22 protein-coding genes are annotated in these 24,989 nt (G+C 65.4%); 6 read left to right on the top strand and 16 right to left on the bottom strand.

Annotation, left to right across the window (positions count from 1 at the left end; translation table 11 throughout):
• Nucleotides 1-10: 10 nt before the first annotated feature.
• The 4 genes from mnmG to SynWH8101_RS13360 are packed head-to-tail and all read right to left on the bottom strand — an operon-like array spanning nt 11 to nt 4,911.
• Nucleotides 11-1,990, bottom strand: coding sequence for a tRNA uridine-5-carboxymethylaminomethyl(34) synthesis enzyme MnmG (gene mnmG / locus SynWH8101_RS13375; protein WP_130130178.1), 1,980 nt, complete (start codon nt 1,988-1,990; stop codon nt 11-13).
• Nucleotides 1,991-2,011: 21 nt separating this feature from the next.
• Nucleotides 2,012-3,430, bottom strand: coding sequence for a replicative DNA helicase (dnaB, locus tag SynWH8101_RS13370; RefSeq protein WP_130130177.1), 1,419 nt, complete (start codon nt 3,428-3,430; stop codon nt 2,012-2,014).
• Nucleotides 3,431-3,477: 47 nt separating this feature from the next.
• Complete coding sequence (gene rplI / locus SynWH8101_RS13365; protein WP_130130176.1) at nt 3,478-3,936, bottom strand: 50S ribosomal protein L9; 459 nt, start codon at nt 3,934-3,936, stop codon at nt 3,478-3,480.
• 42 nt (nt 3,937-3,978) lie between these two features.
• Nucleotides 3,979-4,911, bottom strand: coding sequence for a fatty acid desaturase (locus SynWH8101_RS13360; RefSeq protein ID WP_130130175.1), 933 nt, complete (start codon nt 4,909-4,911; stop codon nt 3,979-3,981).
• An 82-nt stretch (nt 4,912-4,993) separates the two neighbouring features.
• Between SynWH8101_RS13360 and SynWH8101_RS13355 the strand changes: the two genes are divergently transcribed.
• A complete protein-coding gene (locus SynWH8101_RS13355; RefSeq protein ID WP_165380998.1) occupies nt 4,994-5,725 on the top strand; it encodes a hypothetical protein in 732 nt (243 codons plus the stop codon).
• Here SynWH8101_RS13355 and SynWH8101_RS13350 read toward each other — a convergent pair.
• A complete protein-coding gene (locus tag SynWH8101_RS13350; RefSeq protein ID WP_174719562.1) occupies nt 5,701-6,576 on the bottom strand; it encodes a fatty acid desaturase in 876 nt (291 codons plus the stop codon). The two genes, SynWH8101_RS13355 and SynWH8101_RS13350, sit on opposite strands and share 25 nt — an antisense overlap.
• A gap of 165 nt (nt 6,577-6,741) precedes the next feature.
• Between SynWH8101_RS13350 and SynWH8101_RS13345 the strand changes: the two genes are divergently transcribed.
• The 4 genes from SynWH8101_RS13345 (at nt 6,742) to SynWH8101_RS13330 (ending at nt 11,810) form a co-directional block, all read left to right on the top strand.
• Nucleotides 6,742-8,040, top strand: a complete 1,299-nt coding sequence (locus SynWH8101_RS13345) for an aminotransferase class I/II-fold pyridoxal phosphate-dependent enzyme (protein ID WP_130130173.1) — start codon at nt 6,742-6,744, stop codon at nt 8,038-8,040.
• A 23-nt stretch (nt 8,041-8,063) separates the two neighbouring features.
• Nucleotides 8,064-8,453 (top strand): glycine cleavage system protein GcvH, encoded by a 390-nt coding sequence (gene gcvH, locus SynWH8101_RS13340; RefSeq protein WP_130130172.1) that lies wholly within the window; start codon nt 8,064-8,066, stop codon nt 8,451-8,453.
• A 55-nt stretch (nt 8,454-8,508) separates the two neighbouring features.
• Nucleotides 8,509-11,472, top strand: coding sequence for an aminomethyl-transferring glycine dehydrogenase (gene gcvP, locus SynWH8101_RS13335; RefSeq protein ID WP_130130171.1), 2,964 nt, complete (start codon nt 8,509-8,511; stop codon nt 11,470-11,472).
• A 95-nt stretch (nt 11,473-11,567) separates the two neighbouring features.
• Nucleotides 11,568-11,810 carry a hypothetical protein gene (locus tag SynWH8101_RS13330; protein WP_130130170.1) on the top strand — a complete coding sequence of 81 codons (243 nt, stop codon included), beginning with the start codon at nt 11,568-11,570 and terminating at the stop codon, nt 11,808-11,810.
• A 28-nt stretch (nt 11,811-11,838) separates the two neighbouring features.
• Here the strand turns inward: SynWH8101_RS13330 and SynWH8101_RS14485 are convergent, their stop codons facing one another.
• The 6 genes from SynWH8101_RS14485 to SynWH8101_RS13300 form a co-directional block, all read right to left on the bottom strand.
• Entirely contained in the window at nt 11,839-12,045 is a 207-nt protein-coding gene (locus SynWH8101_RS14485; RefSeq protein ID WP_130130169.1) for a hypothetical protein, read from the bottom strand.
• 111 nt (nt 12,046-12,156) lie between these two features.
• Complete coding sequence (locus SynWH8101_RS13320; protein WP_130130168.1) at nt 12,157-12,891, bottom strand: pirin-like bicupin family protein; 735 nt, start codon at nt 12,889-12,891, stop codon at nt 12,157-12,159.
• A 22-nt stretch (nt 12,892-12,913) separates the two neighbouring features.
• Nucleotides 12,914-13,438: an NADPH-dependent FMN reductase gene (locus SynWH8101_RS13315; RefSeq protein WP_130130167.1), complete on the bottom strand. Its 525-nt coding sequence runs from the start codon at nt 13,436-13,438 to the stop codon at nt 12,914-12,916.
• A 49-nt stretch (nt 13,439-13,487) separates the two neighbouring features.
• Nucleotides 13,488-14,201 carry a rubrerythrin family protein gene (locus SynWH8101_RS14565; RefSeq protein ID WP_130130166.1) on the bottom strand — a complete coding sequence of 238 codons (714 nt, stop codon included), beginning with the start codon at nt 14,199-14,201 and terminating at the stop codon, nt 13,488-13,490.
• Between the two features lie 103 nt (nt 14,202-14,304).
• On the bottom strand, nt 14,305-16,161 hold the full coding sequence (locus tag SynWH8101_RS13305) for a diflavin flavoprotein (RefSeq protein WP_130130165.1): 1,857 nt from the start codon (nt 16,159-16,161) through the stop codon (nt 14,305-14,307).
• Complete coding sequence (locus SynWH8101_RS13300; RefSeq protein WP_130130164.1) at nt 16,161-17,903, bottom strand: diflavin flavoprotein; 1,743 nt, start codon at nt 17,901-17,903, stop codon at nt 16,161-16,163. The genes SynWH8101_RS13305 and SynWH8101_RS13300 overlap by 1 nt, the downstream gene beginning before the upstream one ends.
• 145 nt (nt 17,904-18,048) lie before the next feature.
• Between SynWH8101_RS13300 and SynWH8101_RS13295 the strand changes: the two genes are divergently transcribed.
• Nucleotides 18,049-19,362: an NRAMP family divalent metal transporter gene (locus tag SynWH8101_RS13295; RefSeq protein WP_130130163.1), complete on the top strand. Its 1,314-nt coding sequence runs from the start codon at nt 18,049-18,051 to the stop codon at nt 19,360-19,362.
• A gap of 27 nt (nt 19,363-19,389) precedes the next feature.
• Here the strand turns inward: SynWH8101_RS13295 and SynWH8101_RS13290 are convergent, their stop codons facing one another.
• The 5 genes from SynWH8101_RS13290 to SynWH8101_RS13270 all read right to left on the bottom strand — a co-directional run bounded on the left by SynWH8101_RS13290 (nt 19,390) and on the right by SynWH8101_RS13270 (nt 24,982).
• Nucleotides 19,390-19,785, bottom strand: coding sequence for an Hsp20/alpha crystallin family protein (locus SynWH8101_RS13290; protein WP_130130162.1), 396 nt, complete (start codon nt 19,783-19,785; stop codon nt 19,390-19,392).
• Between the two features lie 179 nt (nt 19,786-19,964).
• Nucleotides 19,965-20,432 carry an MEKHLA domain-containing protein gene (locus SynWH8101_RS13285; protein WP_370587000.1) on the bottom strand — a complete coding sequence of 156 codons (468 nt, stop codon included), beginning with the start codon at nt 20,430-20,432 and terminating at the stop codon, nt 19,965-19,967.
• 16 nt (nt 20,433-20,448) lie between these two features.
• Complete coding sequence (locus SynWH8101_RS13280; RefSeq protein ID WP_130130160.1) at nt 20,449-21,345, bottom strand: SWIM zinc finger family protein; 897 nt, start codon at nt 21,343-21,345, stop codon at nt 20,449-20,451.
• Nucleotides 21,342-24,539 (bottom strand): DEAD/DEAH box helicase, encoded by a 3,198-nt coding sequence (locus tag SynWH8101_RS13275; protein WP_130130159.1) that lies wholly within the window; start codon nt 24,537-24,539, stop codon nt 21,342-21,344. Before SynWH8101_RS13275 ends, SynWH8101_RS13280 begins: the two co-directional genes overlap by 4 nt.
• On the bottom strand, nt 24,536-24,982 hold the full coding sequence (locus SynWH8101_RS13270) for a hypothetical protein (protein ID WP_130130158.1): 447 nt from the start codon (nt 24,980-24,982) through the stop codon (nt 24,536-24,538). The genes SynWH8101_RS13275 and SynWH8101_RS13270 overlap by 4 nt, the downstream gene beginning before the upstream one ends.
• Between the last annotated feature and the right edge of the window lie 7 nt (nt 24,983-24,989).

Below are 24,989 nucleotides of genomic sequence, written 5' to 3'. Positions count from 1 at the left end.
TGCTGCAACGCTATCGAGAGGCTGGCGTGGAGGCGAGGTCTGACGCGCCAGGCTGGCGACGGCGTTGCTGCAGTTCCAGCCACACCAGGAGAGCGGTGAGGTCGGCCTGGCTGACGCCTGGGATCTGGCTGGCCTGCCCCAGGGTGATCGGACGCACGGCCGCGAGTTTTTCCCGTGCCTCCCGCGAGAGGGTGCCGATGTTGGTGTAGTCCAGATCCGCCGGCAGGCGGCGTTGTCCTTGGCGCTTCACCTGATCGATCTGCTGTTGTTGCCGTTGCAGATAGCCGCTGTATTTAATGTCGATCTCGGCGCCTTCGCGCACCGGCAGGGGGAGGCCGGCATCGGCCAGGCCGTGGCGCACCAGATCGGCGCTGTGCATGCCCGGGCGACGCAGTAGATCCGCCAGGGTGATCGATCCTTTGATCGGTGCGCCGGTTTCCGCTTCCACCGCAGGCGCCACCGGATCGCTCACCTTGAGCCGCTGCCGTTCCAGGCGTTGTGTTTCGCCCTCGAGCGCCGCCAGTTTCTCCTGGAAGAGGTGCCAGCGGCGGTCGTCGATCAACCCCAGCTCCCGGCCCAGAGGTGTGAGACGGCGGTCGGCGTTATCGCCGCGCAGCACCAGCCGGTACTCACTGCGGCTCGTGAGCACCCGGTAGGGCTCGCGCAGATCTTTGCTCACCAGGTCATCGATCATCGTGCCGATGTAGCTGCCTTCCCTGGGGAAGTGCACCGGCTCCTGGCCGCGAATGCGGCGGGCGGCGTTGAGACCGGCCACCAGGCCCTGGGCCGCGGCTTCCTCGTAGCCGGTGGTGCCATTGAGCTGGCCGGCGCTGAAGAGGCCCTCCACCCGCTTGGTTTCCAGCGAGGGCAGCAGCTGGGTGGCCGGCAGGTAGTCGTAATCCACCGAATAGGCCGCCCGCAGCATCACGCACTGTTCCAGCCCCGGCAGGCTGCGCAGCAGTTGCAGTTGGATCGGCTCGGGCAGGCCGGTGGAGAAGCCCTGCACGTAGATCTCCGGGGTGTCGCGTCCCTCGGGCTCCAGGAAGATCTGGTGGCTGTCTTTATCGGCAAAGCGCACGATCTTGTCTTCGATTGAGGGGCAGTAGCGCGGGCCTTTGCTGTCGATCACGCCGCCGTAGATGGCGGTGAGATGCAGATTGTCTTTGATCAGCTGGTGGGTGGCGGCTGTGGTGCGGGTGATGTGGCAACTCATCTGTTCACCGCTGACCCAGGCCGCCGGGTCAAAGGAAAAGAAACGGTCGGCGGCATCGCTGGGTTGCTCTTCGAGTTGATCGAGGGCAATGCTGCGCCGGTCGACGCGGGCGGGGGTGCCGGTCTTGAGGCGGTCGGTGTGGAAGCCGAGTTGCTGGAGCGCTTCGGTGAGACCTTCGGCGGCCTGCTCACCGGCGCGGCCAGCCGCCATCGATTGATGGCCCACCCAGATGCGCCCCCCTAAGAAGGTGCCGGCCGTGAGCACGACGGCCTTGGCGCCGTAAACGCTGCCGAAATAGGTGCGCACGCCGGTGATGCGCGCGGCCGGTCCTTGCCGCGGATCCCAGTCGTCGCCACCGCCTGCGGGATCGCCTTCGATTTCCAGGCCCGTCACCATCGCTTCGCGCAGGGCCAGATTGGGGGTGTGCTGCAGCAGTTGCAGCATCTGACGGGAATACTGGCGCTTGTCGGTCTGGGCGCGCAGGGCCCAGACGGCCGGGCCGCGACTGGCATTGAGGATGCGTTTCTGAATCGCCGTGGCATCGGCCAAACGACCGATGACGCCACCGAGGGCATCCACTTCGTGCACCAGCTGGCTCTTGGCCGGTCCGCCCACGGCCGGATTGCAGGGCTGCCAGGCGATGCGGTCGAGGTTGAGGCTGAACAGGGCCGTGTTCAAGCCCAGCCGAGCGGCGGTGATGGCGGCTTCGCAGCCGGCATGGCCACCCCCCACGACGATCAGGTCGAAGACTTCAGTGGGGGCTGGGCTGGGCGTCATCCCACCAGTATCGGAAACGACTCACGCCGCCAGGTTGCGGAAGCGGGTGAACTGGGGCTCGAACAGCAGTTTCACCGTGCCGACTGGGCCGTTGCGGTGCTTGGTCACGATCACTTCGGTGATGCCCCGGTCGGGGGTTTCCGGGTTGTAGTACTCGTCGCGGTAGATCATCAGCACTAGGTCGGCGTCCTGCTCGATTGAGCCCGATTCGCGCAGGTCGCTGAGCATCGGTCGTTTGTTGGTGCGCGACTCCACGCCCCGGCTGAGCTGGGAGAGGGCGATCACCGGCACGTTCAGTTCCCGGGCCATCCCCTTCAGCCCCCGGGTGATCCGCGAGAGCTCCTGCACCCGGTTGTCTGGGGTCGATCCCTCCATCAGCTGCAGGTAATCGATCACCACCAGCCCCAGATCCCTGCCCTGTTCCGCCATGAGTCGGCGGCAGAGCGACCGCATCTCGAGCACGCCCGAGTTGGGCTTGTCGTCGATGTAGATCGGCAGTTGGCCGAGGGTGTTGATGCCCTGGCCCAGCAGGGGCCACTCCTCCTGTTGCAGACGACCGGTGCGCAGGCGCCCGGCTTCGATGCCCACTTCCATCGAGAGCAACCGGTAGGTGAGCTGCTCTTTGCTCATCTCCAGGGAGAACACGCACACCGGCAGGTTGTGCAGCTGCGCCACGTTCTTGGCCAGGTTGAGCACGATCGAGGTTTTGCCCATGGCCGGCCGTCCCGCCACGATGATGAGGTCACTGCGCTGCAGGCCCTGGGTCATGGCATCCAGGTCGTAGAAGTTCACCGGGATGCCCGCCACCGAGGTGCCGAGGGAGCGGCTCTCGATCTCGTTGAACGTGCTGGTGAGGATCTCGGCCGTGGGCGTCAGCCCCTTGGATGGCTTCTCCTGGCTGATCGCAAAAATTGTTTGTTCGGCCTGGTCAAGCACCTGGTCCATCGGCAGGCTCTGGTCGAAGCCGAGCTGGATCACCTCATTGCCTGATCGGATCAGCTGGCGGCGCAGGAACTTGTCCATCACCAGACGGGCCACCTGCTCGATCGATGCTGTGGTGGCCACCCGTTCCACCAACTCCACCAGCCGGCCGCTGCCGCCCACTTTCTCCAAGGCGCCGGTATCCGCGAGCCAGGCGGTCATGGCAGTGAGATCGGTGGGTTTGCCCTGGCTGTGGAGCATCACCGCTGTGCGGTAGATCTCCCGATGGGCACCGAGATAAAAGGCTTCCGGCTGCAACACATCGGCCACACGACCGATGGCATCGGGGTCGAGCAGGATGCCGCCCAGAACCGCCTCTTCCGCCTCCAGGTTTTGGGGTGGAATCGAGTCGGGCAGCGCTTCGAAATTGGGTTCATCCCTCCTTCGCCCCTGGCCGAAGCCACGGCGCCCCCCTCCGGCGGACTCGCCGCCTGGTTCGTTGAGGGGAACGCTCACCATGGCGTTGTGGGCTCAAAAGCGAAAGCCCACTCTGACGCACCCTCGGATCAGTAGCTGACCACTTCCAGGTTGATTTCAGCGGTGACGTCGCTGTGGAGCTTCACCTGCACCTTGTAGGAGCCGGTGCGGTGGATGTCGGGCACGCTGATGTCACGACGATCCACCTCTTTCTTGGTGGCGGCTTCGATCGCTTCGGCCACATCGCCATTGGTGACGGTGCCGAACAGCACATCGTCTCCACCGGTCTGCTTCTTGACGGTGAAACGACCGATGGTGTCGAGTGCCGTGCGGAACGCCATGGCCTCCTGCTTGAGGGCGGCCTGACGTTCTGCTTCCTTGGCGCGGCGGTGCTCCACCTGCTTCATCACGGCCGGCGTCACGGGAACCGCTTTGCCGAAGGGGAGCAGGAAGTTGCGGGCGTAGCCGGGGGCCACTTCCACCAGATCCCCATCCCGACCGAGGCTGAGAACGTCCTCATTCAGAACGACTTGAACGCGCTTGGCCATGGCTATCGGTTGCGGACGGGGACAGATGAGCGATCGATCAGCTTAGGACGCGACCGGCAGGCGGATTTTGGTGGCGAGGCCAAGGGCCCGCATCAAGCGAATGTGCTGCCAGGTGAGGTCGATCTGTCCGGGTTGGAGACCGTGGCGTGCGGAATGGGGGAAGGCGTGGTGGTTGTTGTGCCAGCCCTCACCAAAGGTGAGCGCGGCCACCCACTTGTTATTGCGTGAGGCGTCGCCGCTCTCGTACACCACCTCACCCCAGCAGTGGGTGGCGGAATTCACCAACCAGGTGATGTGATACACGAGCACCAGTCGGAGGGGGATGCCCCACAGCACCAGGGCCCAGCCGCCGGCACCGGTGACCGTGCCAATCCAGAAGAGCAGGCCGGCCAGGGGCAGTTGCAGCAACAGGAAGTTGTTGTTGAGCCAGCGGTAGTAGGGGTCGCTAGCCAGATCACCGGTCATCCGTGGCACGGCCTGCATGGCCGGGATGGGCTCGAACATCCAACCCATGTGGCTCCACCAGAAGCCGCGATGGCTGTTGTGGTGATCCGCATCCGTATCCGAAAACTTGTGATGGTGGCGGTGCAGCCCCACCCAGTCGATTGGACCGTGCTGGCAGCTCAGGGCGCCACAGGTGGCGAAGAAGCGCTCCAGCCAGTGAGGTACGCGGAAGGAGCGGTGGGAGAGCAGGCGGTGATAGCCGATCGTCACCCCCAGACAGGCGGTGACCCAGTAGAGAACGAGCAGGGTGGCGACCGCTTGCCAGCTCCAGAATCCGGGCAGAAGGGCGACGATGGCGAGCACGTGGATCGCGATCATGAAGCCCATGGTTCCCCAGCGCTTGCCCAGATCAAGGCTGACGGGTGCTTCGCCTTTGCGAGGTTGGTGCAGGGCGGCCGCTTTCTTGAGGGCAACGGCCGGCGCGGCTGGTCGGCTCGGCGGTGATGGCGTTGTAATCACGCTGGAGACCATGGCTTGTTCCTTTGACTACCGATAAGCTACAGGCAATCAGTATCCGTATCAAGTGGTCGAAGCTGATCTTTATCCTGACTCTGTGACCAATGGTTACCGAGAGCGTTTGGCCCAGGGGCGCCGGGCGATGGCGCACCTCGTGCACGTCTGGCATGAACGCAATGGTTGGTCGCACAAGGTCTTGCCTGCCCTGGCCGAAACCCTGGATCTCGGTCGGGTGCACAACTCCCAGATCTCCAATCTCCGCAACGGCAAGCTCGCGTCGCCCGGCCCGGAAGTGTTCCTCGCCCTCGGCCAGGCCAACGCGGTGCTTGAGGCCGGCCTGGAGCCGCTTCGGGAGCATCTGCAGGAGGTGCACCCGGAATTGCTGCAGGTGCTGGAAGCCGGGCGGGAACCGATGCGCAACAGCGCCGGTCGGGCGCTCGGTGCCGGCGATCTGCTGGAGATCTTCGTGGGGCTGGCACCGCTGCCTCCTGGGTTCGACTGGCGGATCGATGCCCGGGAGGGCGTGGCCCTCAGTGCGGCCCTCGCCGATCTGCTCTGCAGCGGGCAGTCCTGGCGCCAGTGCCGCGATCAGGTGATGCAGGCCTATCCCCCCAGCAAGACGCAGCGGCGCGAGCGTTTCGCGGCCGTGATGGCCGGTTTGCGTGATTACTCCGCTGAGGAGCTCGACGGGGAACTCCTCGACCTGCATGCCACCTATGAAAGGCTGGGTGGATCCAGTCAGCGAGGGGCCGAGGGGTTTCTGGCCCAGCTGCGGGAGCGGGCTGCAGCGATGGACGCCAACGCTCAGGGCAGCTCTGAGGGCGCATAACGGGCCTGGCGGATGCGGTGGGCCAGGCGCAGTCGGCGCAGCAGGCGGATGTGCAGCCAGGTGATGTCGAGTTCAAACCAGCGCAGACCATGGCGGGCGCTGGCCGGATGGGCGTGATGGTTGTTGTGCCAGCCCTCGCCGAATGAGAGCAGGGCCACCCACCAGCAATTGCGGGAGAGGTCGGGGCAATCGAAATTGCGGTAGCCACAGGCGTGGGTGGCCGAGTTCACCAGCCAGGTGACGTGATAGACGATCACCAGGCGCAGCGGAATCGCCCAGAGCACCAACCCCAGGCCGCCACCATGCACGTCGGCCATCTGGCCGTAGGCGTAGAGGGCCAGGCCCAGGGGAATCTGCAGCAGCAGGAACCAGCGATCGAGCCAGCGATAGAAGGGGTCGGCCTGGAGGTCGCCCGCATAGCGGTCGATGTGCTCCAGAGCGGGGATGTCGTGCAGCATCCACTCGCTGTGACTCCACCAGAGGCCGCGGGCGGCGTCGTGGTGGTCGTTGGGTTGGTCGGAGAAGCGGTGGTGATGACGATGCAGGCCCACCCATTCGATCGGTCCGCTCTGGCAGGCCAGGGTTCCCATGATCACCAGGGTGCGCTCCAGCCAGCGGGGCACGCTGAGGCTGCGGTGGGCGACCAGGCGGTGCAGGCCGAGGGTCACCCCCAGCACGGTCATCCAATAGAGCACCGCCAGAGCCACAACGCCTTGCCAGCTCCAGAACCGGGGCAGGAGGGCGACGGTGGCCAGCACATGCATGGTGAGCATGAAACTGGTGGTGCCCCATTTGATGCGTCGCTGCCGGCGAGGCAAGGGGCCCCGGGGTGCCATCACCGCCGCACGCATGCGCAGCTCGCGATCGGTGGCGGCAGACGCCAAAGGGGTTGTGACCAAGGAAAACTCCACGAACCGAATCGTTGGTCGCTGCGGTGAATGCCGCGGCGATCAGGCGTTGGGTTGGAGCTGAGAATGTAGAAGAGCAACGGATGCAGCAGCGAGACGCAGCGATTGATGCTTTCAAGTTCCGATGCTTGGCCTTCTGGTTCGCCCGAGGCGCGGGCCCGCGCATTGGTGCAGCGTGTGGTGGCGCAACAGGCGCCCGCTGCCGCCGCCCGCACGGCCGGGGTGAGGTTGCGTCTGGAGCGGATCCTGGCGGCCTTCGCGGCGGAGCGGGTTGGCACCCAGCATTTCGCCTCCCTCACCGGGTACGGCCATGGTGATCAGGGGCGTGAGGTGCTCGATCGGGTCTTCGCGCGGGTGTTGGGGGCGGAACAAGCAGCGGTGCGCCTGCAGTTCGTCAGTGGCACCCATGCCATCGCCGCCGCCCTGTTCGGGGTGCTGCGCCCCGGGGATCGGATGCTGTCGATCACTGGGCGGCCCTACGACACCCTGGAGGAGGTGATCGGCCTGCGCGGAGAGGGGCAGGGGTCCCTGGTCGATTTCGGTGTCGATTACGCCGAATGCGATCTGAACCCCGATGGTTCGCTTGATCTGCAGGCGCTGGATCAGGCCCTGGACCAGCCCATCCGCCTGATCCTGATTCAGCGCAGCTGCGGCTACAGCTGGCGGCCGTCTGTTTCGATCGCTCAGATCGAGACGGTGTGCCAGCGCATTCATGCCCGCCAGCCGGAGTGTGTCTGCTTCGTCGACAACTGTTATGGCGAGCTGGTGGAGGAGCGGGAGCCGCCCGCTGTCGGTGCCGATCTGATCGCCGGCTCCCTGATCAAGAATCTGGGGGGCACTCTGGCGCCCACCGGTGGTTATGTGGCCGGTCGCGCCGATCTGGTGGAACGGGCCTGCTGTCGGCTCACCGCCCCTGGCATCGGCAGTGAGGGTGGCACCGGATTTGACCTGCACCGACTGATCCTGCAGGGGCTGTTTCTCGCCCCGCAGATGGTGGCGGAAGCGCTCATCGGCGCCGAGCTGGTGGCTGGCACCTTCGCGGCCCTGGGCTATCCGGTGCAACCCTCTCCGGGTGAACACCGCAGCGATCTGATTCAGGCGGTGCAGCTCGGTGATCCCGAAGCTCTCAAGGTGGTGTGCCGAGCGTTTCAGGCCTGCTCCCCGGTGGGCGCCTATCTCGATCCGGTGCCCGCGGCCATGCCCGGCTATGCCAGTGATCTGGTGATGGCCGGCGGCACCTTCATCGACGGCAGCACCAGTGAGTTTTCCGCCGATGCTCCTCTGCGGGAGCCCTTCAATTTGTATGTGCAGGGCGGCACCCATCGCAGCCATCTCGAACTGGCTCTGATCCGAGCGCTGGTGGCGCTCGAGGAGGCACGACTGGTGGATCTACCCCACACTGGGTGAAGTGTCTGCCCGCTTCTGGCCCGATGGCCTTCGATTTTCCTGACCAGTTCCGCTTCGCCGACAGCCATGAATATGCCTACCTCGATGGCGATCTGGTGCGGGTGGGCCTCAGTGCCTTTGCGGTGGATCAGCTCGGCGACATCGTCTTTGTCGATCTCCCTGATGTGGGTGCCAGCCTGAATCGCGGCACCGGGTTCGGATCGGTGGAGTCGGTGAAGGCGGTGGAAGACATGTATGCCCCCCTTAGCGGTGAAGTGGTGCAGCGCAATGAAGCGGTGCTGGCGAGCCCGGAAGAACTGCAGAACGACCCCCATGGGGAGGGGTGGTTGCTGGTGATTCGCCCTGCTGACACATCGCAGCTGGCTGAATTGATGGATGCGGCCACCTACACCACCAAGATCGCCGCTTCCTGAACGGCAGACGGTCTGCGGTTCCGTTCCCTACAGTCGCGCCTGCTGCTCAAAGGCCGTGACCCTTCTGGAACAGCGCTGCGCCGCGTCTGCAGAAGCTATTGAGCAACACAGGCTGTCGCCCTTTGTGGAGCGGCATCTCGGCCCTGATCCGGAGCAACAGCAGCGCATGCTCCAGGTTCTCGGCTTTGAGTCGTTGGACGCCTTTGTGCGGGCGGTGGTGCCCGCCGACATCCTCGATGCCGAGCCGCCGCTGCAGGCCATGCCCGAGGGTGTGGTTGAAGCACAGGCTCTGGCGGAGCTGCGCGAGATCGCTTCCGCGAATCGTCTGCATCGTTCTCTGATCGGACTCGGCTATCACGACACAGCGACGCCGGCTCTGATTCAGCGTCATGTGCTGGAGAATCCGGCCTGGTACACGGCCTACACCCCGTATCAGGCTGAGATTGCCCAGGGGCGGTTGGAGGCTCTTCTCAACTTTCAGACCCTGATCAGCGAGCTCACCGGGCTGCCGATCGCCAATGCGTCCTTGCTCGATGAGAGCACAGCCTGCGCTGAGGCGATGAGCCTCAGTTTGGCTGTGTGCAAGCGCCCGCAGGCCCGTCGCTTCCTGGTGGATGCGGCCGCCCTGCCACAGACCTTGGCGGTTCTTGAGACCCGGGCCGTGCCGCTGGGGATCAGCCTGGAGATTGGTGAGCCTGACGCCTTCCGCTGGGATGAGGACGTGTTCGGGGTGCTGCTGCAACTGCCCGGTCGCAACGGCCATCTCTGGGATCCATCGGCGCTGATCACGGCGGCCCATGCGCACGGTGCTCTGGCCACCGTGGCGATTGATCCCCTGGCCCAGGTGCTGCTCGCTCCCGTCGGCTCACTCGGAGCTGACATTGCCGTGGGCAGCGCCCAGCGCTTCGGCGTGCCCATGGCTGGCGGCGGTCCCCATGCCGCCTTTTTTGCCACCCGTGAGAGCTACAAGCGTCAGGTGCCCGGCCGGATCGTCGGCCAGTCGGTGGATGCGGAAGGGCGCCCGGCCTTGCGCCTGGCTCTGCAGACCCGTGAACAACACATCCGCCGCGACAAGGCCACCAGCAACATCTGCACTGCGCAGGTGCTGCTGGCAGTGATGGCGTCGTTTTATGCGATTCATCACGGCCCGGATGGCCTCGCGGCGATCGCCCGGCGCCTGGTGGGGCAGCGCATCGCATTGGAGCGGGGTCTGGTGGCCCTCGGGTATCCGTTGCCTCAGGCCCCCCGCTTTGATGGCTTCGATGTGGTCACTCCCCTGGCCCCCGCCGTGCATCAACGGGCGAGCGAGCGCGGCTTCAATCTGCGCGTGCTGCCCGATGGCGCTCCTCCGGAGCAGGCGGAGGGCTTTGGACTCAGCCTCGATGAACTCACCGAACCAGGCGAGCTGCAGGCGCTGTTGACCGTGCTGGCGGAGGCGGTCGATCAGCCCGTACCGGCACTGGATTCTCTGGCAACGACACCGGAGAGTGTCGATCTGGAACAAGCTCTTCCCGAGCTTCCCCTGCGCCGCGGCCGCTGGCTCCAACAGCCGGTGTTCCAGCGCTACCGCAGCGAAACCGAGCTGCTGCGCTACATCCAGCGGCTGGTGAGCCGCGATCTTTCGCTGGTGCACAGCATGATCCCCCTGGGGAGCTGCACCATGAAGCTCAATGCGGCGGCTGAACTGGTGCCGGTGAGCTGGCGCTCATTCTCTGGCCTGCATCCATTTGCGCCAGCGGAGCAGTGTCGCGGTTTGCAGCAGCTGGTCGACGATCTGGAAGGTTGGCTGGCTGCTCTCACCGGCTTTGCCGCTGTGTCATTGCAGCCCAACGCCGGTTCCCAGGGGGAGTATGCCGGTTTGCTGGTGATCCGGGCCTGGCATCGCTCCCGCCAGGACGCCCATCGCGATGTCTGTTTGATTCCCACCAGCGCCCATGGCACCAATCCCGCCAGTGCGGTGATGGCCGGCCTGCGCGTCGTGCCGGTGGCCTGTGATGCGCAGGGCAATGTGGATGTGGAAGATCTGCGGGCCAAGGCAGAGCAACACAGTGCCTCCCTGGCGGCCCTGATGGTCACATATCCCTCAACGCATGGGGTGTTCGAAACTCGGATCCGCGAGATCTGCGATCTCGTGCATCTGCACGGTGGTCAGGTGTATCTCGATGGCGCCAACCTCAACGCCCAGGTGGGTCTCTGCCGGCCCGGTGTCTATGGGGCTGATGTCTGCCATCTAAACCTGCATAAAACCTTCTGCATTCCCCATGGTGGTGGAGGTCCCGGGGTCGGTCCGATCGGCGTGGCGGCTCACCTCCAACCCTTTCTGCCCGGTCACCCCCTGGTGGCCTGTGGCGGCAACCAGGCGATTTCGCCCGTGTCCGCCGCACCCTGGGGAAGTGCGGGCATCCTGCCGATCAGCTGGATGTATCTGCGTTTGATGGGGCCCCGTGGTCTGCGGCGGGCGTCAGCTGTGGCACTGTTATCGGCCAATTACCTCGCCCATCGGCTCGGCGACCACTACCCGGTGCTGTTTCGCGGTGACGCTGGCCTCGTGGCCCATGAGTGCATTCTTGATCTGCGTGATCTGAAGCGTTCCGCTGGCCTGGATGTGGACGATATCGCCAAGCGCTTGATGGATTACGGCTTCCATGCGCCCACGGTGAGCTGGCCGGTGGCGGGAACGGTGATGGTGGAGCCCACAGAGAGTGAAAGCCTGCCGGAACTGGATCGCTTCTGCGACGCCATGATCGCGATTCGTGCCGAGGCGGCTGCGATTGAATCCGGCCAGATGGATTCCCAGAACAATCCTCTCAAGCGTGCGCCACACACCCTGGCTGCGGTGACCGCTGACCACTGGGATCGTCCTTATACGCGGACTGAGGCGGCGTATCCAATGCCCAATCAACGGGAGGCCAAGTTCTGGCCCCATGTGGCCCGGATCGACAATGCCTTCGGCGATCGCAATCTGATCTGCACCTGTCCGTCTGTTGAAGAGCTGGCGGCAGTCCAACCGGCAGGGTAAATTTTCACCGAAATCGGAAATAATCATTGCCGATTTCAGCCGCAGTGTTTGTGCATCACCACACTGTGCGGCATCAGCAACCTTGTCGAGGGGACATGGCCAGCAAGCGCACTCCAGCCACCACTCCAGTGACCAAAGTTCCGGAGCTACCGGATTGTCTCGAAGCGGCTCTTCAGCGGGGTCATACCCTGCAAGTGGAGGGCACCAACGTCGTGCGCGTGCCTTTCGGGGTGCGCCAGGCTCGCCGTGAGCGCCCCGGCCGTCCGGAGCGTTGGGCCACCCTGGTGCTCCCATTTCAGCCTCTCGGTTCGCCCACCCCGCCGCCGCAGGCCGCCTGAGGTAGCGCGTTGCGCTGACGCGTTCGGATCAGGCCGACCTGATCCGGCTGGTGCTTTCAGATAAACGCCAGTCCACTAGGGCCTTGACATCCTCCAACGAGCAGGTGGGTGTGCGAAAAGGCAGCAGTGTCATCGGACTGCGTTCGGGCCTCACCAGCCAGGTTCCATTCGCTTGTGTCAACAGAAGAAAGCCCCGGTAGCGCACCGCGGGTCTTGATTCTGTGGCGGTTCCCATCGCAGCGGGACAAATCGTGTCGAAGCCATTTCAAACCACCACATCTGGTGTGGTGCTGAACTTTCGATAATCTTCGGGATCGCATTCACGCGGTGTTGCGTTCCGTTGGCTTCAGGCCAGTGCAAACAGCAGCAGATCACTGGCCTCCAGAGCTTCCAGGCCGCTTCCAGGAATCGAATCGTTCGTGAAGCCGAGGCCATCACCGCGACGCAGCTGGGCAGGCAGCGTTGCTGCTGCTGCGTTCAGCGTGAGCTGACCGTCGATGACCTGAAGCCAGCCCGAACCTGTCAGGTCTATGGGCCAATCCAGCTTGTCGCCCGCCTCCACCTGAGCACGCCACAGCCGAACAGGGCGAGCGATCGCTAGGGCACCATCCTTGCGATCCGGGTCCAGCAGAAGGGTCCATCCCGATCCCGTTGGCATCGGCTGTTGCTCATAGGCGGGGCTGAGGCCGGTCTGGGTCGGCTCAATCCAAATTTGCAGCAGCCTGCAGGGATCGGGGCTCTGGTTGATTTCGCTGTGCACGATGCCGGTGCCGGCACTCATGCGCTGCACTTCCCCTGCCCGCAGCACGGCGTTGTGACCCATGGAGTCGGTGTGGGTCAGTTCCCCCTCCACCATCACGGTGATGATCTCCATGTCGCGGTGGGGATGCATGCCGAAGCCCCGACCGGCGGCGATGGTGTCGTCGTTGATCACCCGCAGTGGGCCGTAGCCCATCCAGTCGGGGTGGTGGTGGCCTGCAAAGGAAAAACTGTGCCAGGAGTCGAGCCAGTCAAGGCTGCTGTGGAAGCGTTCAGCGGCTGGGCGGAACAGCGGTTGTGGGGAGGGCAGCGCAGACACCATGGCTGGGTTCAGGGTGAGGGGCTCAGACTTGCAGAGGCTGTTTCTGGATCAGGCGTTGGAGCAGATCCTGGAGGCTGTCGTCCTTCGCCGGCTTGGCGTAGTTGCTCAGCAGTTGGCGTCCCACCACTTCGGCGCCGAGATGGGTGAGCTGGATGCGCAGGGCATGGAGCAGGGCCATGCCCCCGCCTCCCGAGAAGGTGGCCATGGCGATCGGCCGACCGTTGAACAGGGTGCGGAAGTCATCCCCCTGCACCGACAACCAGGCGATGGCGTTGGTGAGGGAGGGGGGGATGGATCCGTTGTATTCAGGGGCGCAGATCACCCAGCGCGGCGCCGCCATCAATTGCTCCTGCAGGGGAGCGACGGCTGCCGGCGTTCCCTTCTCCTGGGCCCGGGGGGTGTAGAGGGGCAGATCGAGGCTGGTGAGATCGAGCAGCTCGGCCTGTTGCCCCAGCTGTTGGGCCTGCTCCACGAAGCGCTGCGCCAGTTTGAGGTTTTCACCATTGCTGGCGGTGATCACCAGGAGATCGGGGCTGGTGGCAGACATCGCGTGAAGGGGTGCTGGGGCTGAAAATAGGCCGGGCTGCCGCGCGGACTCAGGCGACTTTCAGTTCGGCTTCCCGATAGGGAACGAAGCTGGCCTTGCGGGCGCCGCAGATCGGGCAGGTCCAGTCGTCGGGAATCGCTTCAAAGGGCGTGCCTGGAGCAATGCCGGAGTCGGGGTCACCCTGGGCGGGGTCGTAGATCATCGAGCACACCTTGCAGATCCAGAGGCCGGCCACCGGTTCATCGGCCTCTCCGGCCTCACCCTTGCCTTGCAGCGCTTCGAGGGCGACGCCGTAGCGCTCAGCATGATGCTGCTCGACCGGTGCAAGTAGGCCGAAATTTTTGGCGGCGGTGCGGAACATGCCGGCGTGTTCCTTGGATTCGTCGATCTGGTCGTTGAATTCAGCTTCGGCACCGCTATCACGATCGCTGCGGGCCTGGGCGGCGAACTCGGGGTACATGGTGGTGTACTCGTAGGTTTCACCTTCGATGGCCAGTTCCAGGCAGCGGGCCAGCATCGCCTGCTTGGCTTCGTCGCTGAGGCTGGCCGGATCGTCGATCACCAGCTCGGGGTGGAGCAGGCGGAAGTGGGCGAAGGCGTGCTCGGTTTCCTGGGCGGCGGTGTCGCGGAAGAGTTTGGCCAGTTCGGTGTTGCCGAGCTTCTTGGCCACATCGGCGAAGAAGAGATATTTGCGGTTGGCCATGCTCTCGCCACCGAAGGCGGCTTCGAGGTTGGCGTGGGTGGCCGCGTTGTTCAGGTCCATGACTGGGTGGGAAGCAACAGCAACAGCTTAACCGAACTCATAACGAGTATGAGTTGGCCTTCAGGGGCTGGTGTGGAGAGTGTGGTCCAGGCCGTCCCTCGGCTCAGTAGTTGGCGCCACTGCGACGATGGTGTACGGCGGTTTGTCCGTCGCTGTCCAGCACGCCGCCCTCTCGGACTTCGGCATAGATCAGCCAGTGATCGCCGCATTCCATCCGTTGTTTCACCTCTGCTTCGAGCCAGGCCAGGGCGTCCGGCAGCAGGGGCTGGTCCGCCGGACTGCTCGACAAATCCAGCCCTGCGAAGCGATCGTCTCCGGGCGCAAAGGGGCGCAGGAATTGCTTCATCGGTGCGCTTTCGCGCCCCTCCGCCAGCACGTTGAGGGCGAAGCGATCGCCCTTGTGCAGGAGCGCTTCCACGGCCCGATCCTTGGCCACGGCCACCGTGATGCCCGGTGGGGTGAAGCTGGCCTGGCTCACCCAGTTGGCCACCATGGCGCCGGTCTGGCTGGTGTCCGCTGTCCCCTTACGGGCGGTGAGCACACAGAGCGACCCCACCACCCGGCCCAGAGCCAGCACGGCCGGGTCGCTGCGGCTTTCGCTTAGGCCTCCGGCCGAGCGGCGCTGTTGCTTGCGGCGCTCTTGTTGCAGTTGCCTGGCGAATCGCGTGCCCGTCTCCTCCAGGGTGCGGACGGTGGCGGCATCGGGGCTGAATTTGATCCGGATCGGTTCGAAGCCGAAGCTGAAGCCGCCATCGCGCAGCTTGCTCTCAAGCAGATCGAGGGCTTCGCCACTCCAGCCGAAGCTGCCGAACACGCCTACCGGTTTGCTGCGATCCCCCTCCGCCAGCACGGTGCCCAGGGCGGAGACGATCGGGGTCGGCGCATGGCCCCCCAGGGTTGGTGAGCCGATCAGGATCGCGTCGGCTTTGCGGATCGCCTGCACCAGATCGTCGGCGGGCGTGAATTCGCAGTTGAGGCTGGTGACGCGCACGCCCGTGCGTCCGACGCCGCGGGCGAGGGCATCGGCGATTGCGGCGGTGTTGCCGTAGGCGCTGGCGAACAGCAGCACCACCGTGAGAGCTGCCTTGTGCTGGCGTTCACCCCAGCGGCGGTAGTCGCTGAGCAGGCTGCGCCAGCTGGCTTCGATCGCCGGCCCGTGGCCGGGCGCGATCGTGCGGATGTCGAGTTCCTCGAGCCGTTCCACCACGCTGTCCACCTGGGTGGCCATCGAGGCCATCAGGCAGTCGTAGAAGTGGCGTCGTTCTTCTTCAGTGTCGTTGCGGCTGGTTTCGGCCCAGGTGCTGGTGCAGAGGTGGGCGGCGAAGAACTTGTCGCTCATCAGCAGGCCGTCCGATTCCTCGAAGGCCAGGAGGCCGCCCGGCCAGCGCGGGGTGGGAGCGGGAAGCAGCAGCAGCCGGCGACCCTCCGCCAAAGGCAGGGTCGTCTCCTGGCGGATCACCCGCAGCGTGGGCAGCGCCGGCAGGGGGGGGCGGTGGTCGTCGTCCCCTGGAGGCAGGGGTTTGCGTTGATGCCAGAGCTCCTCCAGCAGCTTGGCGCCCGGGTTCGAACTGATCAGTTCCAACCCGGGGTAGTGCTCCGCCAACTTGTGCAGCAGGGCCACCCGGTTGGGGTTCACATGGCCCACTACCACCTGCAGCGCCTGGGTCTCTGCAGGGAGTGTTGTCGTGGAGAGGTGGCGGGCGAGGGCGGGCAGAAACACCTCGGCGTAGGCGACACCGGGTGGATGCACCAGAACGGCCGTACAGGGCTGCCCATCGGCGTCTGTGCCGGCGGCGTACAGAAAGCTATTGGCGGTGCTGCCGCGCTCGAGGGAATATTCGAGCTCGAAGCGCAGGCGCTGGGGGCTCAATCCCCTCAGGGCGACGAGGCCCCGGTCGAGCGGCAGGTCGATCACCTCCCTGCCGGAACTGTCTTGAAGGCTGGCGCTGGCAGTGGTCATTAGTAGTGGTTCCCCACTTTGCGGTGGTGAACGGCGGTGCGGGCGTCGGCATCTGCCACGTTCCCCTGCTCCACCACGGCGTAGATGATCCAGTGGTCAGGACCCTCCATGCGTTGGTCAACGCGGCAGCTCAGGTAGGCGAGCGCATCGCCGAGCACCGGGCCGCCGGCGGCCACGCCTTCCAGGGTGTTGACGCCGGCGAAGCGATCGGCACCCGGTGGAAAGCGCTTGAGAAAGTGCCGCAGCAGCGGTTGGTGGTTGTCGTCGCGCAGCACATTCAGCACGAAGCGATCGCCCACCTGCATCAGGGTTTCGATCGCCCGGTCTTTGGCGACAGCAATCGTCAGACCCGGTGGTGAGAAGCTGGCCTGGCTCACCCAGCTGGCCACCATGGCGCTGCGGCGGCGGCTGCCGTTCTCCCCCTGGCTCGCCGTCACCACGTAGAGGCCACCACTGAGGCGCCCCAGGGCTTTGTCGAGATCACCATCGAGGCTTTTCATTGCTGCGATCGCCTTGTCACGCGTCAGCAGCTGCCCCAGGTCGGTGCCGGCCTCTTCGCAGCGCTGGTAGTCCTGTCCATCGGGAAGCTGGCGGATGCGGAGCGGCGCGAACGCTTCCTTCTGGCCTTGGCTGCGCAGTTGGCTTGCCACGGCATCGATTGGTTCGTCATTGCCGCCGAAGGCGTCATACACGCCCACCAGCTGTTTGGGATGCAATGCCGCCAGCAGGGTGCCGATGGAGGCCTGGAGGTCGCTGTCGGCTTCCGCCGGCCAGGTGGGCACCACCACCGCTTTGGCATCACCGATCAGGGCCGTGAGTTCCTGGGCATCGGTGGCGCGCAGGTCCACCAGCTGCACCTGAGCTTCCGCCTTGCCGATGCCGTGGGCGATCGCCTGGCTGAGCCGGTCGCAGAAGCCGTATTGGCTGAGATAGCAAACGGCGGCGTAGCTCTCCCCCTGGCTGCGCACACTGCTCCAGTCGCGGTAATCGCTGATCCAGTGGCTGAGATGGTGGCGCAGCAGCGGGCCATGCCCCACGGCGATGGTGTGGATTTCCGGCAGGCCATCCATGCGCTTGAGCGCCTGCAACACGCTGCGGGCATTGGGGCCCATCAGACAGTCGTAATAGAAGCGGAAGTCCGGTGCGATTGCGCCTGGGTCCAGATCAAACACCTCGTCGGAGCAGTAGTGCAGGCCGAAGGCGTCGCAGGTGTAAAGGATGCCGGTGCCGTGATCGAAGGAAAAGATCGTGTCGGGCCAGTGCAGGTTGGGGGCGCTCAAAAACTCGAAGCGGTGCTGCACGCCGCTGGCCGGGTTGGTGCCTAGATCGAGCTCCTCGCCACTCTTCACCGCCCGGCTTTTGAAGGGGCGATGCACCTGGTTCTCCAGGAACAGGATCGCCACCTTCGAGGCCACGATCTCGATCTCGGGGTTGAGGTCGATCAGATGCCCGATCAGCCCCGAATGATCCGGCTCGGTGTGGCTCACGATCAGGTGATCGATCGCTTTCGGATCGATCTGCTCCTGCACCAGCGGCAGCCAGGTGCTCTCAAACTTGAGGTGGCTGCTGTCGATCAGGGCGGTGCGCTCACCCCGCACCAGGAAGCTGTTGTAGGTGGTGCCGTTGCGCAGGCCGAATTCGATGTCGAAGCGACTGCGGTCCCAGTCGAGCGAGCGGATCGTGGTGGTGTCGGCCCCGATCACCTCGCACTGCAGGCTGAGTCGGCCGGTGGCAGCTGCCATCCCATTGCGTGCGGCGAACGTTGACTGTAGAAACAGCTCCCGTTTTCAGACCTGGCCGACGCTCGCGCGTTACATCGCCGCCCAGGCGGCCTGATGGCGAGTGGTGGGGCGGCAACGGAAGATGGCCGTCCGTGCGCTGGCGATCATGACCACAACCGTTGACCGGGGCTGGCGCGGATTGCGTCAGAGCCTGGGGCCGGGAATTCTGCTGGCAGGGGCCTGCATCGGCGGCTCCCATCTGATGTCGTCCACCACCGCCGGCGCCCGTTTCGGTTTTGCCCTGGTGGGCCTGATCCTGCTCACCAACCTGCTCAAGTACCCGTTTCTGCTGGTGGGCAGTCGCTTCACGGCGGCCACGGGGCAGTCGCTGCTGGAGGGATTTCAGGCCCGCAGCCGCGCCTATCTGCCTTTGTATCTGATCGTGAGCTTGGTGACGGGCACGCTCACCATCGCCGCGGTGAGCTTCGTGGCCGGGCTTCTGCTCACGAATGTTCCGGTGCTTGCCGGCTTCGATCCCTATGGCCTGGCGATTGCCGTGCTGCTGGTCAGTGCGCTCCTGCTCCTCCTGGGGCATTACCGCGCCCTCGACCGGATCTCGAAAGTGTTGGTGGCGCTGCTCACCCTGCTCACCGGCGTCGCGGCCTTCACCCTGCTGCTCCGCGGGCCCGTGGCGGATGTGGCCAGTAGCTGGACCGCTGCCGATCCCAGCCCCTGGACCTGGGCCAACCTCGGTTTTCTGATCCCTCTGATGGGTTGGATGCCGGGGCCGGTGGAGATGTGTGTGTGGCCATCGCTGTGGATGTTCTCGCGCGCCCGCGACAGTCATCACACCGCCAGCCGCCAGGAGGCGGAATTTGACTTCAATCTGGGCTACGCCGTCACGGTGGCGACGGCCCTGTTCTTCGTGATTCTTGGTGCCTACACCATGTACGGCACCGGTGACGGCATGCTCTCCGGCAGTGGCGTGTCGTTTGCGCAGAAGCTGATCCGGCTTTACACCGAAGCGATGGGCGGCTGGGCCGCCTGGGTGATCATTCCGGCTGCGTTCTCGGCCATGTTCAGCACCACCCTCACCTGTCTGGATGCCTATCCGCGCAGCATTTCGGCGATTCAGGGCCTGCTCCAGGGCAAGGATCGGGGCGATTCGGCGCCGGGTCCTCAGCGGCGCCGCCTGGCGCTCTGGGTTGTGCTCCACTTCCTCGCCTCCGTGCTGGCCCTGTTGCTTGCATCCAGCGGTGGTGTGGGGGTCACGGATTTTGTGTTCGGAGCGATGACCGGCAGCTTTGTCACCGCCCCGCTGTTCGCCTGGATGGCGATGGACACGATGAACAGTGCCCTGGTGCCGCTGGAGCACCGCTACGGACCCTGGATGCGGGGGTTGTGCTGGCTGGGGCTGGTGTTCTTTGTGCTGTTCACGCTGGTGTTCATTGGCCACGACCTGCTCGGTGTTGGCCGCTGAACATCAGCGTGGGCCGCTGGTTTCTGCTCAGCTCTCCACCTGAACAGCAACCGCGGTGTGGCTGTTCACTTTTCCGGCACGGATTGTGAGCACACCATCGCGATAACTGGCCTGGAGTTGCTCACGGTTGAGTCCCTGGGGGAAGCGGAAACTGCGGCTCCAGCTGCCGTAGCGGAACTCGCTGAGCAGGGCGTTGTCAGCCTCCTCGGCGTTGTCGGGGTGCCGACGTTCCGCGGTCACGCTGATGCTGCGATCGGTGGCCTGCACGTCGATCGTGCTCTTGTCGACACCGGGCAGCTCAAGGCTGATCACATAGGCCTCGGCCGTGTCGTGGATTTCCGCTGCAGGAACCCGCTCGGCCTGGGACAGTTGCTGTTCCAGGCGCTCAAACAGATCGAAGGGAGATTGACGAAGGGTGATCATGGTTGTGTCCTCCAGAAGGTGGAAGTTGGGGGTGTTGGTTGTCACCCGCACAGCCAATCTGCGCCCTGTGCTTGGGCACCAACAGCAGGAGAACCGGCCGTTCAGGTTCGGTCTGGACCACCTGCTTCGGTTGCCCCCACTGCCGTGTCGTGACAACCGGCCCTCAGAGCCGTTTGTCTTTAGAGCAGCCACCAGTCGGCGAAGGCGGCCGCCTGACCGCAGGCGCGACCGTTCCCGTCCCAGAGGGTCCAGATGCGGGCGTTATTGATCACGAAACGACGCCCATTCCGGTCGATGCGGATGCCCCGATAGCCGCGAAAGGCATCGCGCTGTTGCGCGGTGTTGAGGGCCTGCGCCCGTTCCCGCCGCTCGCTCTCCGGTGCCGTGCGTCGGGAGGGCATGCCCACCATGGCGGACCAGGGCCGTTGCCACAACCGCAGGGCGGCGGCATTGGCATAGGTGAGTCGGGGCCCTTCGCCTGCGTCGAGAGCGGCGCTGTCGTGGGCGAGCACGGCCATATCGGCAGCGAAGATTTCCTGGCAGATCAATCGGCGTGCGTTACCGCTTCGGTCGCAGGCCAGCAGGGGTTGGCCGAAGGCGCGCTGGTGGGAGTCCAGCAGGAGCGTCACCAGGCCCTGTGTTGCCAAGCTCAGCCAGGGCGCTTCAGCCACCGGCGGCCATGGCGGCGAGCATCGCTTGTTGGGCGAGCGTTTGGCCTTGCTCGCGCAGGTGGGTCAGGAAGTGCTGTTTGGCCTCAGGGAAGCGTGGTTCCTCCGCCAAGGGCAGCTCACCGGCCGCATCCAGGCCTGTGTCGCCGTCCATGGCCGGGGTGATCACCACCAGATCGCCGTCGAGAGCGGCGTCATAGCGCCACCAGAGGGTGGGGTCGAGCACGGCGGGATGGGGTGGCGCCAGGGTTGCCGGGCTGTCGTCGGCACCCTGGCCTTCGTTTTGATTCGCTTCCGACGACTCCGCGAGCGCCTCCAGGGCTTGCCGGCGGTGTTCGGCCAGATCTTCCAGCAGCTTGGCGCGGGTGCGACCGCGCAGTTGGAAGAGCACAAACGGGTCTTCGCTGAACCGCTCCCCCATCAGGAAATACACGGCACTGATGTGTTTGCAGGGGTTGGCTTTATCGGGACAGCTGCATTCGCTGCGCACCTCCTGGAGCTTGAAGGGAAAGAGGCGTCGGCCGCTGGCCGCGAAGGCCCGTTCGATATCCGCCGGCATGATTCCCGCCAGCAACTGCGCCGACCAGCGCGCTTTCTGGGTCAGGGCTTCGAGCACATAGCCCCAGTCTTCGTCGCTGAGCACATCGAGCCAGAGCTTCACCTTGTAGGGGTCTTCGCCGGTGCCCTGCACGCGGGCGTGCACTCGCCGCCCTTCGAAGCGGATCGAGGTCACATGCCCTTCGCGGGCATAGGCCCAGGCGCGCTCCAACCGTTTTTTGAAGCGGTAGGAGTTGATCAGCTCCATCCACTGCTCCACCCACCAGGGCTGCTGCCCCAGCCCCTCATCGCCGAGGGAGGTGTTGATGCCGTTGCCGGGAGGGGTGAGGGTCATGCTGATAGTGATCCGTTGTCGTCGAGGCTCACCAGTTCCTTCAGCTGGCCCATGTCGAGCCCGCCGAGCCAATCTTCGCCTGAGCCGATGATGTCTTCGGCGAGGCGTGATTTCTCCCGGATCATCCGGTCGATTTTTTCTTCGACCGATCCACTGGTGATGAACTTGTGCACCATCACCCGGTTCGTCTGGCCGATCCGGTAGGCGCGGTCGGTGGCCTGGTTTTCCACCGCCGGATTCCACCAGCGATCGATGTGAAACACATGGCTGGCGCGGGTGAGGTTGAGGCCCACGCCACCGGCTTTCAGTGACAGCAGGAACAGCTGAGGCCCACGCGGGTCCTCTTGGAAGCGATCGACCATCGCCTGGCGTTCGCTCTTGCTGGTGCTGCCGCTCAGAAACGGCACTTCGCTGCGCCAGCGCCGTTGCAGGTAACCCTGCAGCAGATGGCCCCATTCAGCGAACTGGGTGAAGAGCAGGGCGCGGTCGCCGGCTTCGATCACTTCCTCGAGGATTTCTTCCAGGCGCTGCAGTTTCACGGAACGCTGCAGGAAGTCGTCGCCGGCAGCCTCCTCTTTTAGGGCCAGGGCGGGGTGGTTGCAGATCTGCTTGAGCTTGGTGAGCAACCCCAGCACCTGGCCATGCCGTTGTCCGCGGGGCGCCCGCGCGATCGCATCAAGGGTGTCTTCGACGGTTTTGGCATACAGCGCTTTTTGCTCTTTGCTCAATCCCACCCATTCGCTCAGTTCGACCTTTTCGGGCAGGTCGGAAATGATCGCTTTGTCGGTTTTGAGCCGGCGAAGAATGAAAGGTCCCACGCGGGATTTCAGATCCCGCAGCGACGACATGTCGCCGTAGCGCTCAATCGGCATGCGGTAGCGCTGCCGGAAGAAGTCCTCTTCGCCGAGCACACGCGGGTTGAGGAAATCCATCAAGGCCCAGAGCTCACTCACCCGGTTCTCCACCGGCGTGCCGGTGAGGGCAATGCGGAAGCGGCTGCTACGTCCTGGACGGGCCAGGTCCCGGGCCGCCATGCTCTGTTTGGCGCTCGGGTTCTTGATCGCCTGCGCTTCGTCGATCACCACCCCCTGCCAATCGAGACTCTCCAGCAGTTCGCTGTCGCGTTGGAGCAGGCCGTAGCTGGTGAGCACCAGATCCACATCCTTGAGGCTCTTTTTGAGCGCTGCCGGGGTGGAAGGGCGTCGTGGCCCGTAGTGCTCCTTCACCTCGAGCTCCGGCGTGAAGGCGGCGGCCTCCCGCTTCCAGTTGGTGAGCACTGAGGTGGGCGCCACGAGCAACACCGGCCGCTTCAGCTCCTGCTCGGCCTTCAGGTGCTGCAGAAAGGCGAGCAGCTGAATGGTTTTGCCCAGACCCATGTCGTCGGCCAGGCAAGCGCCCTGATCAAAGCGGTGCAGAAAGGCCAGCCAGCCGAGGCCCCGCTCCTGGTAAGGCCGCAGCTGGCCGCAGAAGCCTTCCGGCGCCGGCAGGGGATCGGGGGCTTTCTGTTGGTGGTACTGCTCGAGCACCGCCTGCAGCCGTGGGCCCGCCTCCAGGCGGTGCACCGGCATGCGCATCAGTGTGTCGCCTTCGCTGGCGGTGAGGCGCAGGGCATCGTCGAGGCTGAGATCGGGCTTGGCGGCGAAAAACCGCTCGGCATTCTTGAGATCGTTGGGGCGCAGCTCGATCCAGGCGCCTTTGTGCCGCACCAGGGGGCTGCGCTTGCCCGCGAGGCGCTCCAGTTCCCGCAGCGTCAGGGTGACGCCGCCGATCATCAGCTCCCAGCTCCAGTCGAGGGTTTCGCCCAGCGTGAAACCGCGGGATTTCTCCGGCAGCTCCGCCTGAATCGCCAGGCCGAGCCGGCTCGCCAGGCCCCCCGAGAGGCTGGCGGGAAGCTCCACGCCCACCCCCACATCGCGGAGTTCGCGGGCTGCGGTGCGCACCAGCACGAAGGCTTCGGCGGGGGTGAGTTGCATCCCCTCGGGCGTGGCGCTGTCGAGACCGCGTTCGATCGGTGGAAATACGGTGAGCGCCCGGCCCATGCCTTCCAGCAGCAGTTCGCCCGGATGCTCCACGGCGATTTCGCCGAGCTGGAGTCCCTTCGGTCCGGCCGCCCAGGCGAGGCCGGCCGGCACCTTGAGTGTGGGATCCGCCTCGGCCTGCAGTGCGAACCGCAGGGTCCAGAGATCGTCGCCGTCGTCGGGGGTTTCCAGTTCGAGGCAGGCTCGCGCCGCCGCCACAGTGCCGGCCACACCTTCGCGCCAGTGATGGCTGGCGGTGGCCAGACGCTCTGCGTCTTCATCGCCCAGATGGATCACGCCGGTGTCGCTGCCGAGGGCCTCTTCCCAGGCGGCAAGCAGGGGATCGAGCCCTTCCGTCTGGGCCGTGAAGCCCGTGCGCAGCTGGGCATCCACCAGGTCTTCGAGCAGGGTGGCGACGCGCAGTCGACCGCTGCGGGGGCGACAACAGGCCACCGGATTGGCCGCCCGCATCGCCTCAGGCCGCAGCCGGGTGGTGCGGTTGCTGCGCTTCCCGGTGGGTTCGCGCCAGGGAAGAGCGCAGGTGGCCACCAGCGGTAGTCGGGCCGCCATGTCTTCCAGGCGGCGGCGATCGTCTTCGCGATTGAGCAGGGGCACCCAACGGGCGCGGTGGGGGTAGCCCTCCCCTTTGCTCAGCTCCACCTGGGGAATCCAGCGACTGCGAGCAATCAGGCTGAGGGCCCAGCGCTGCATGTGGCTCCACCAGCGCAGCTCATCGGCGAGGTCGGGGTGTCGGCCGGAGAGGGGCAAGCGGGCCAGCCAGGCGGTGGCTGCACCGGGTTCGACCGCCAGGCCCTGCACTTGCCAGGGCCACCATTCGGTTTGCTTCGGAATCGGCTCCCCCGCCTGCAGGGGTAGACCCGTCCAGCCCTCATCCACAGGGGCGGTCTCGCCACGCTTCCGTTTCGGCTTCACCGTGCGGCTGGGCAGGGTGAGGCAAGCGGTGGCATCGATGATGCCGTCGGGCAGCAGGTCCCGTTCGCTCAACCAGGCGCGCAGGTCATCGGCGCTGAGGGTGAAGGGATGGGTGGCCGGGGTCACGCCGGGGCCCGCCGGCTCCGCCACACGCCAGGTGTCCGCCCACACCAGCAGGGCGGGACGCCCGGAACTGGTGGGTGTGCGGATGGCCGGGAGCCAGGTGGCGTGCAGCAGGCTCATGGCCGCGACGCAGACAACATGCGGTGGGTTCCGTGAAGCAGGAGTGCGCTGCCGATCAACGGCAACCACGCCAAGAGGAGTTCCTGCACCAATGATGCCAGGGCGTCAGGCCCCCCCAGGGGTGAGGGCAGGGGCATCCCCAGGCTGCGGATCCCGCACACTGCCCCCACAAGACCCGCCCGCAGGTGGGAATCCTCCGGATCAACCCGCTCGAGATGGAAGGCCAGTAAGCCATAGAAGAGTCCGCAGCCGGTGGACCGCACCGCCATCTCGGGGCCGAGAGGCAGGCTCATCAGTCCGGCGCAGGTGCCCGCCAGCAGAGCCCAGCCAAGGGAGCGCAGGCGCAGGCTGGCGCGACTTTCCGTTGGGGCCGCGGCGGCGGCGGGAGCGGTGGTGGCGGGAGGCGGGGCGGCCAACGTGTGCGGCGGCTCAGGGGCGATCATGGCTGCT

Source organism: Synechococcus sp. WH 8101, from assembly GCF_004209775.1.
Taxonomy (GTDB): domain Bacteria; phylum Cyanobacteriota; class Cyanobacteriia; order PCC-6307; family Cyanobiaceae; genus Synechococcus_C.
Note: the sequence above shows the minus strand (reverse complement) of the source record. Positions and strands in the feature narration are given on the sequence as shown.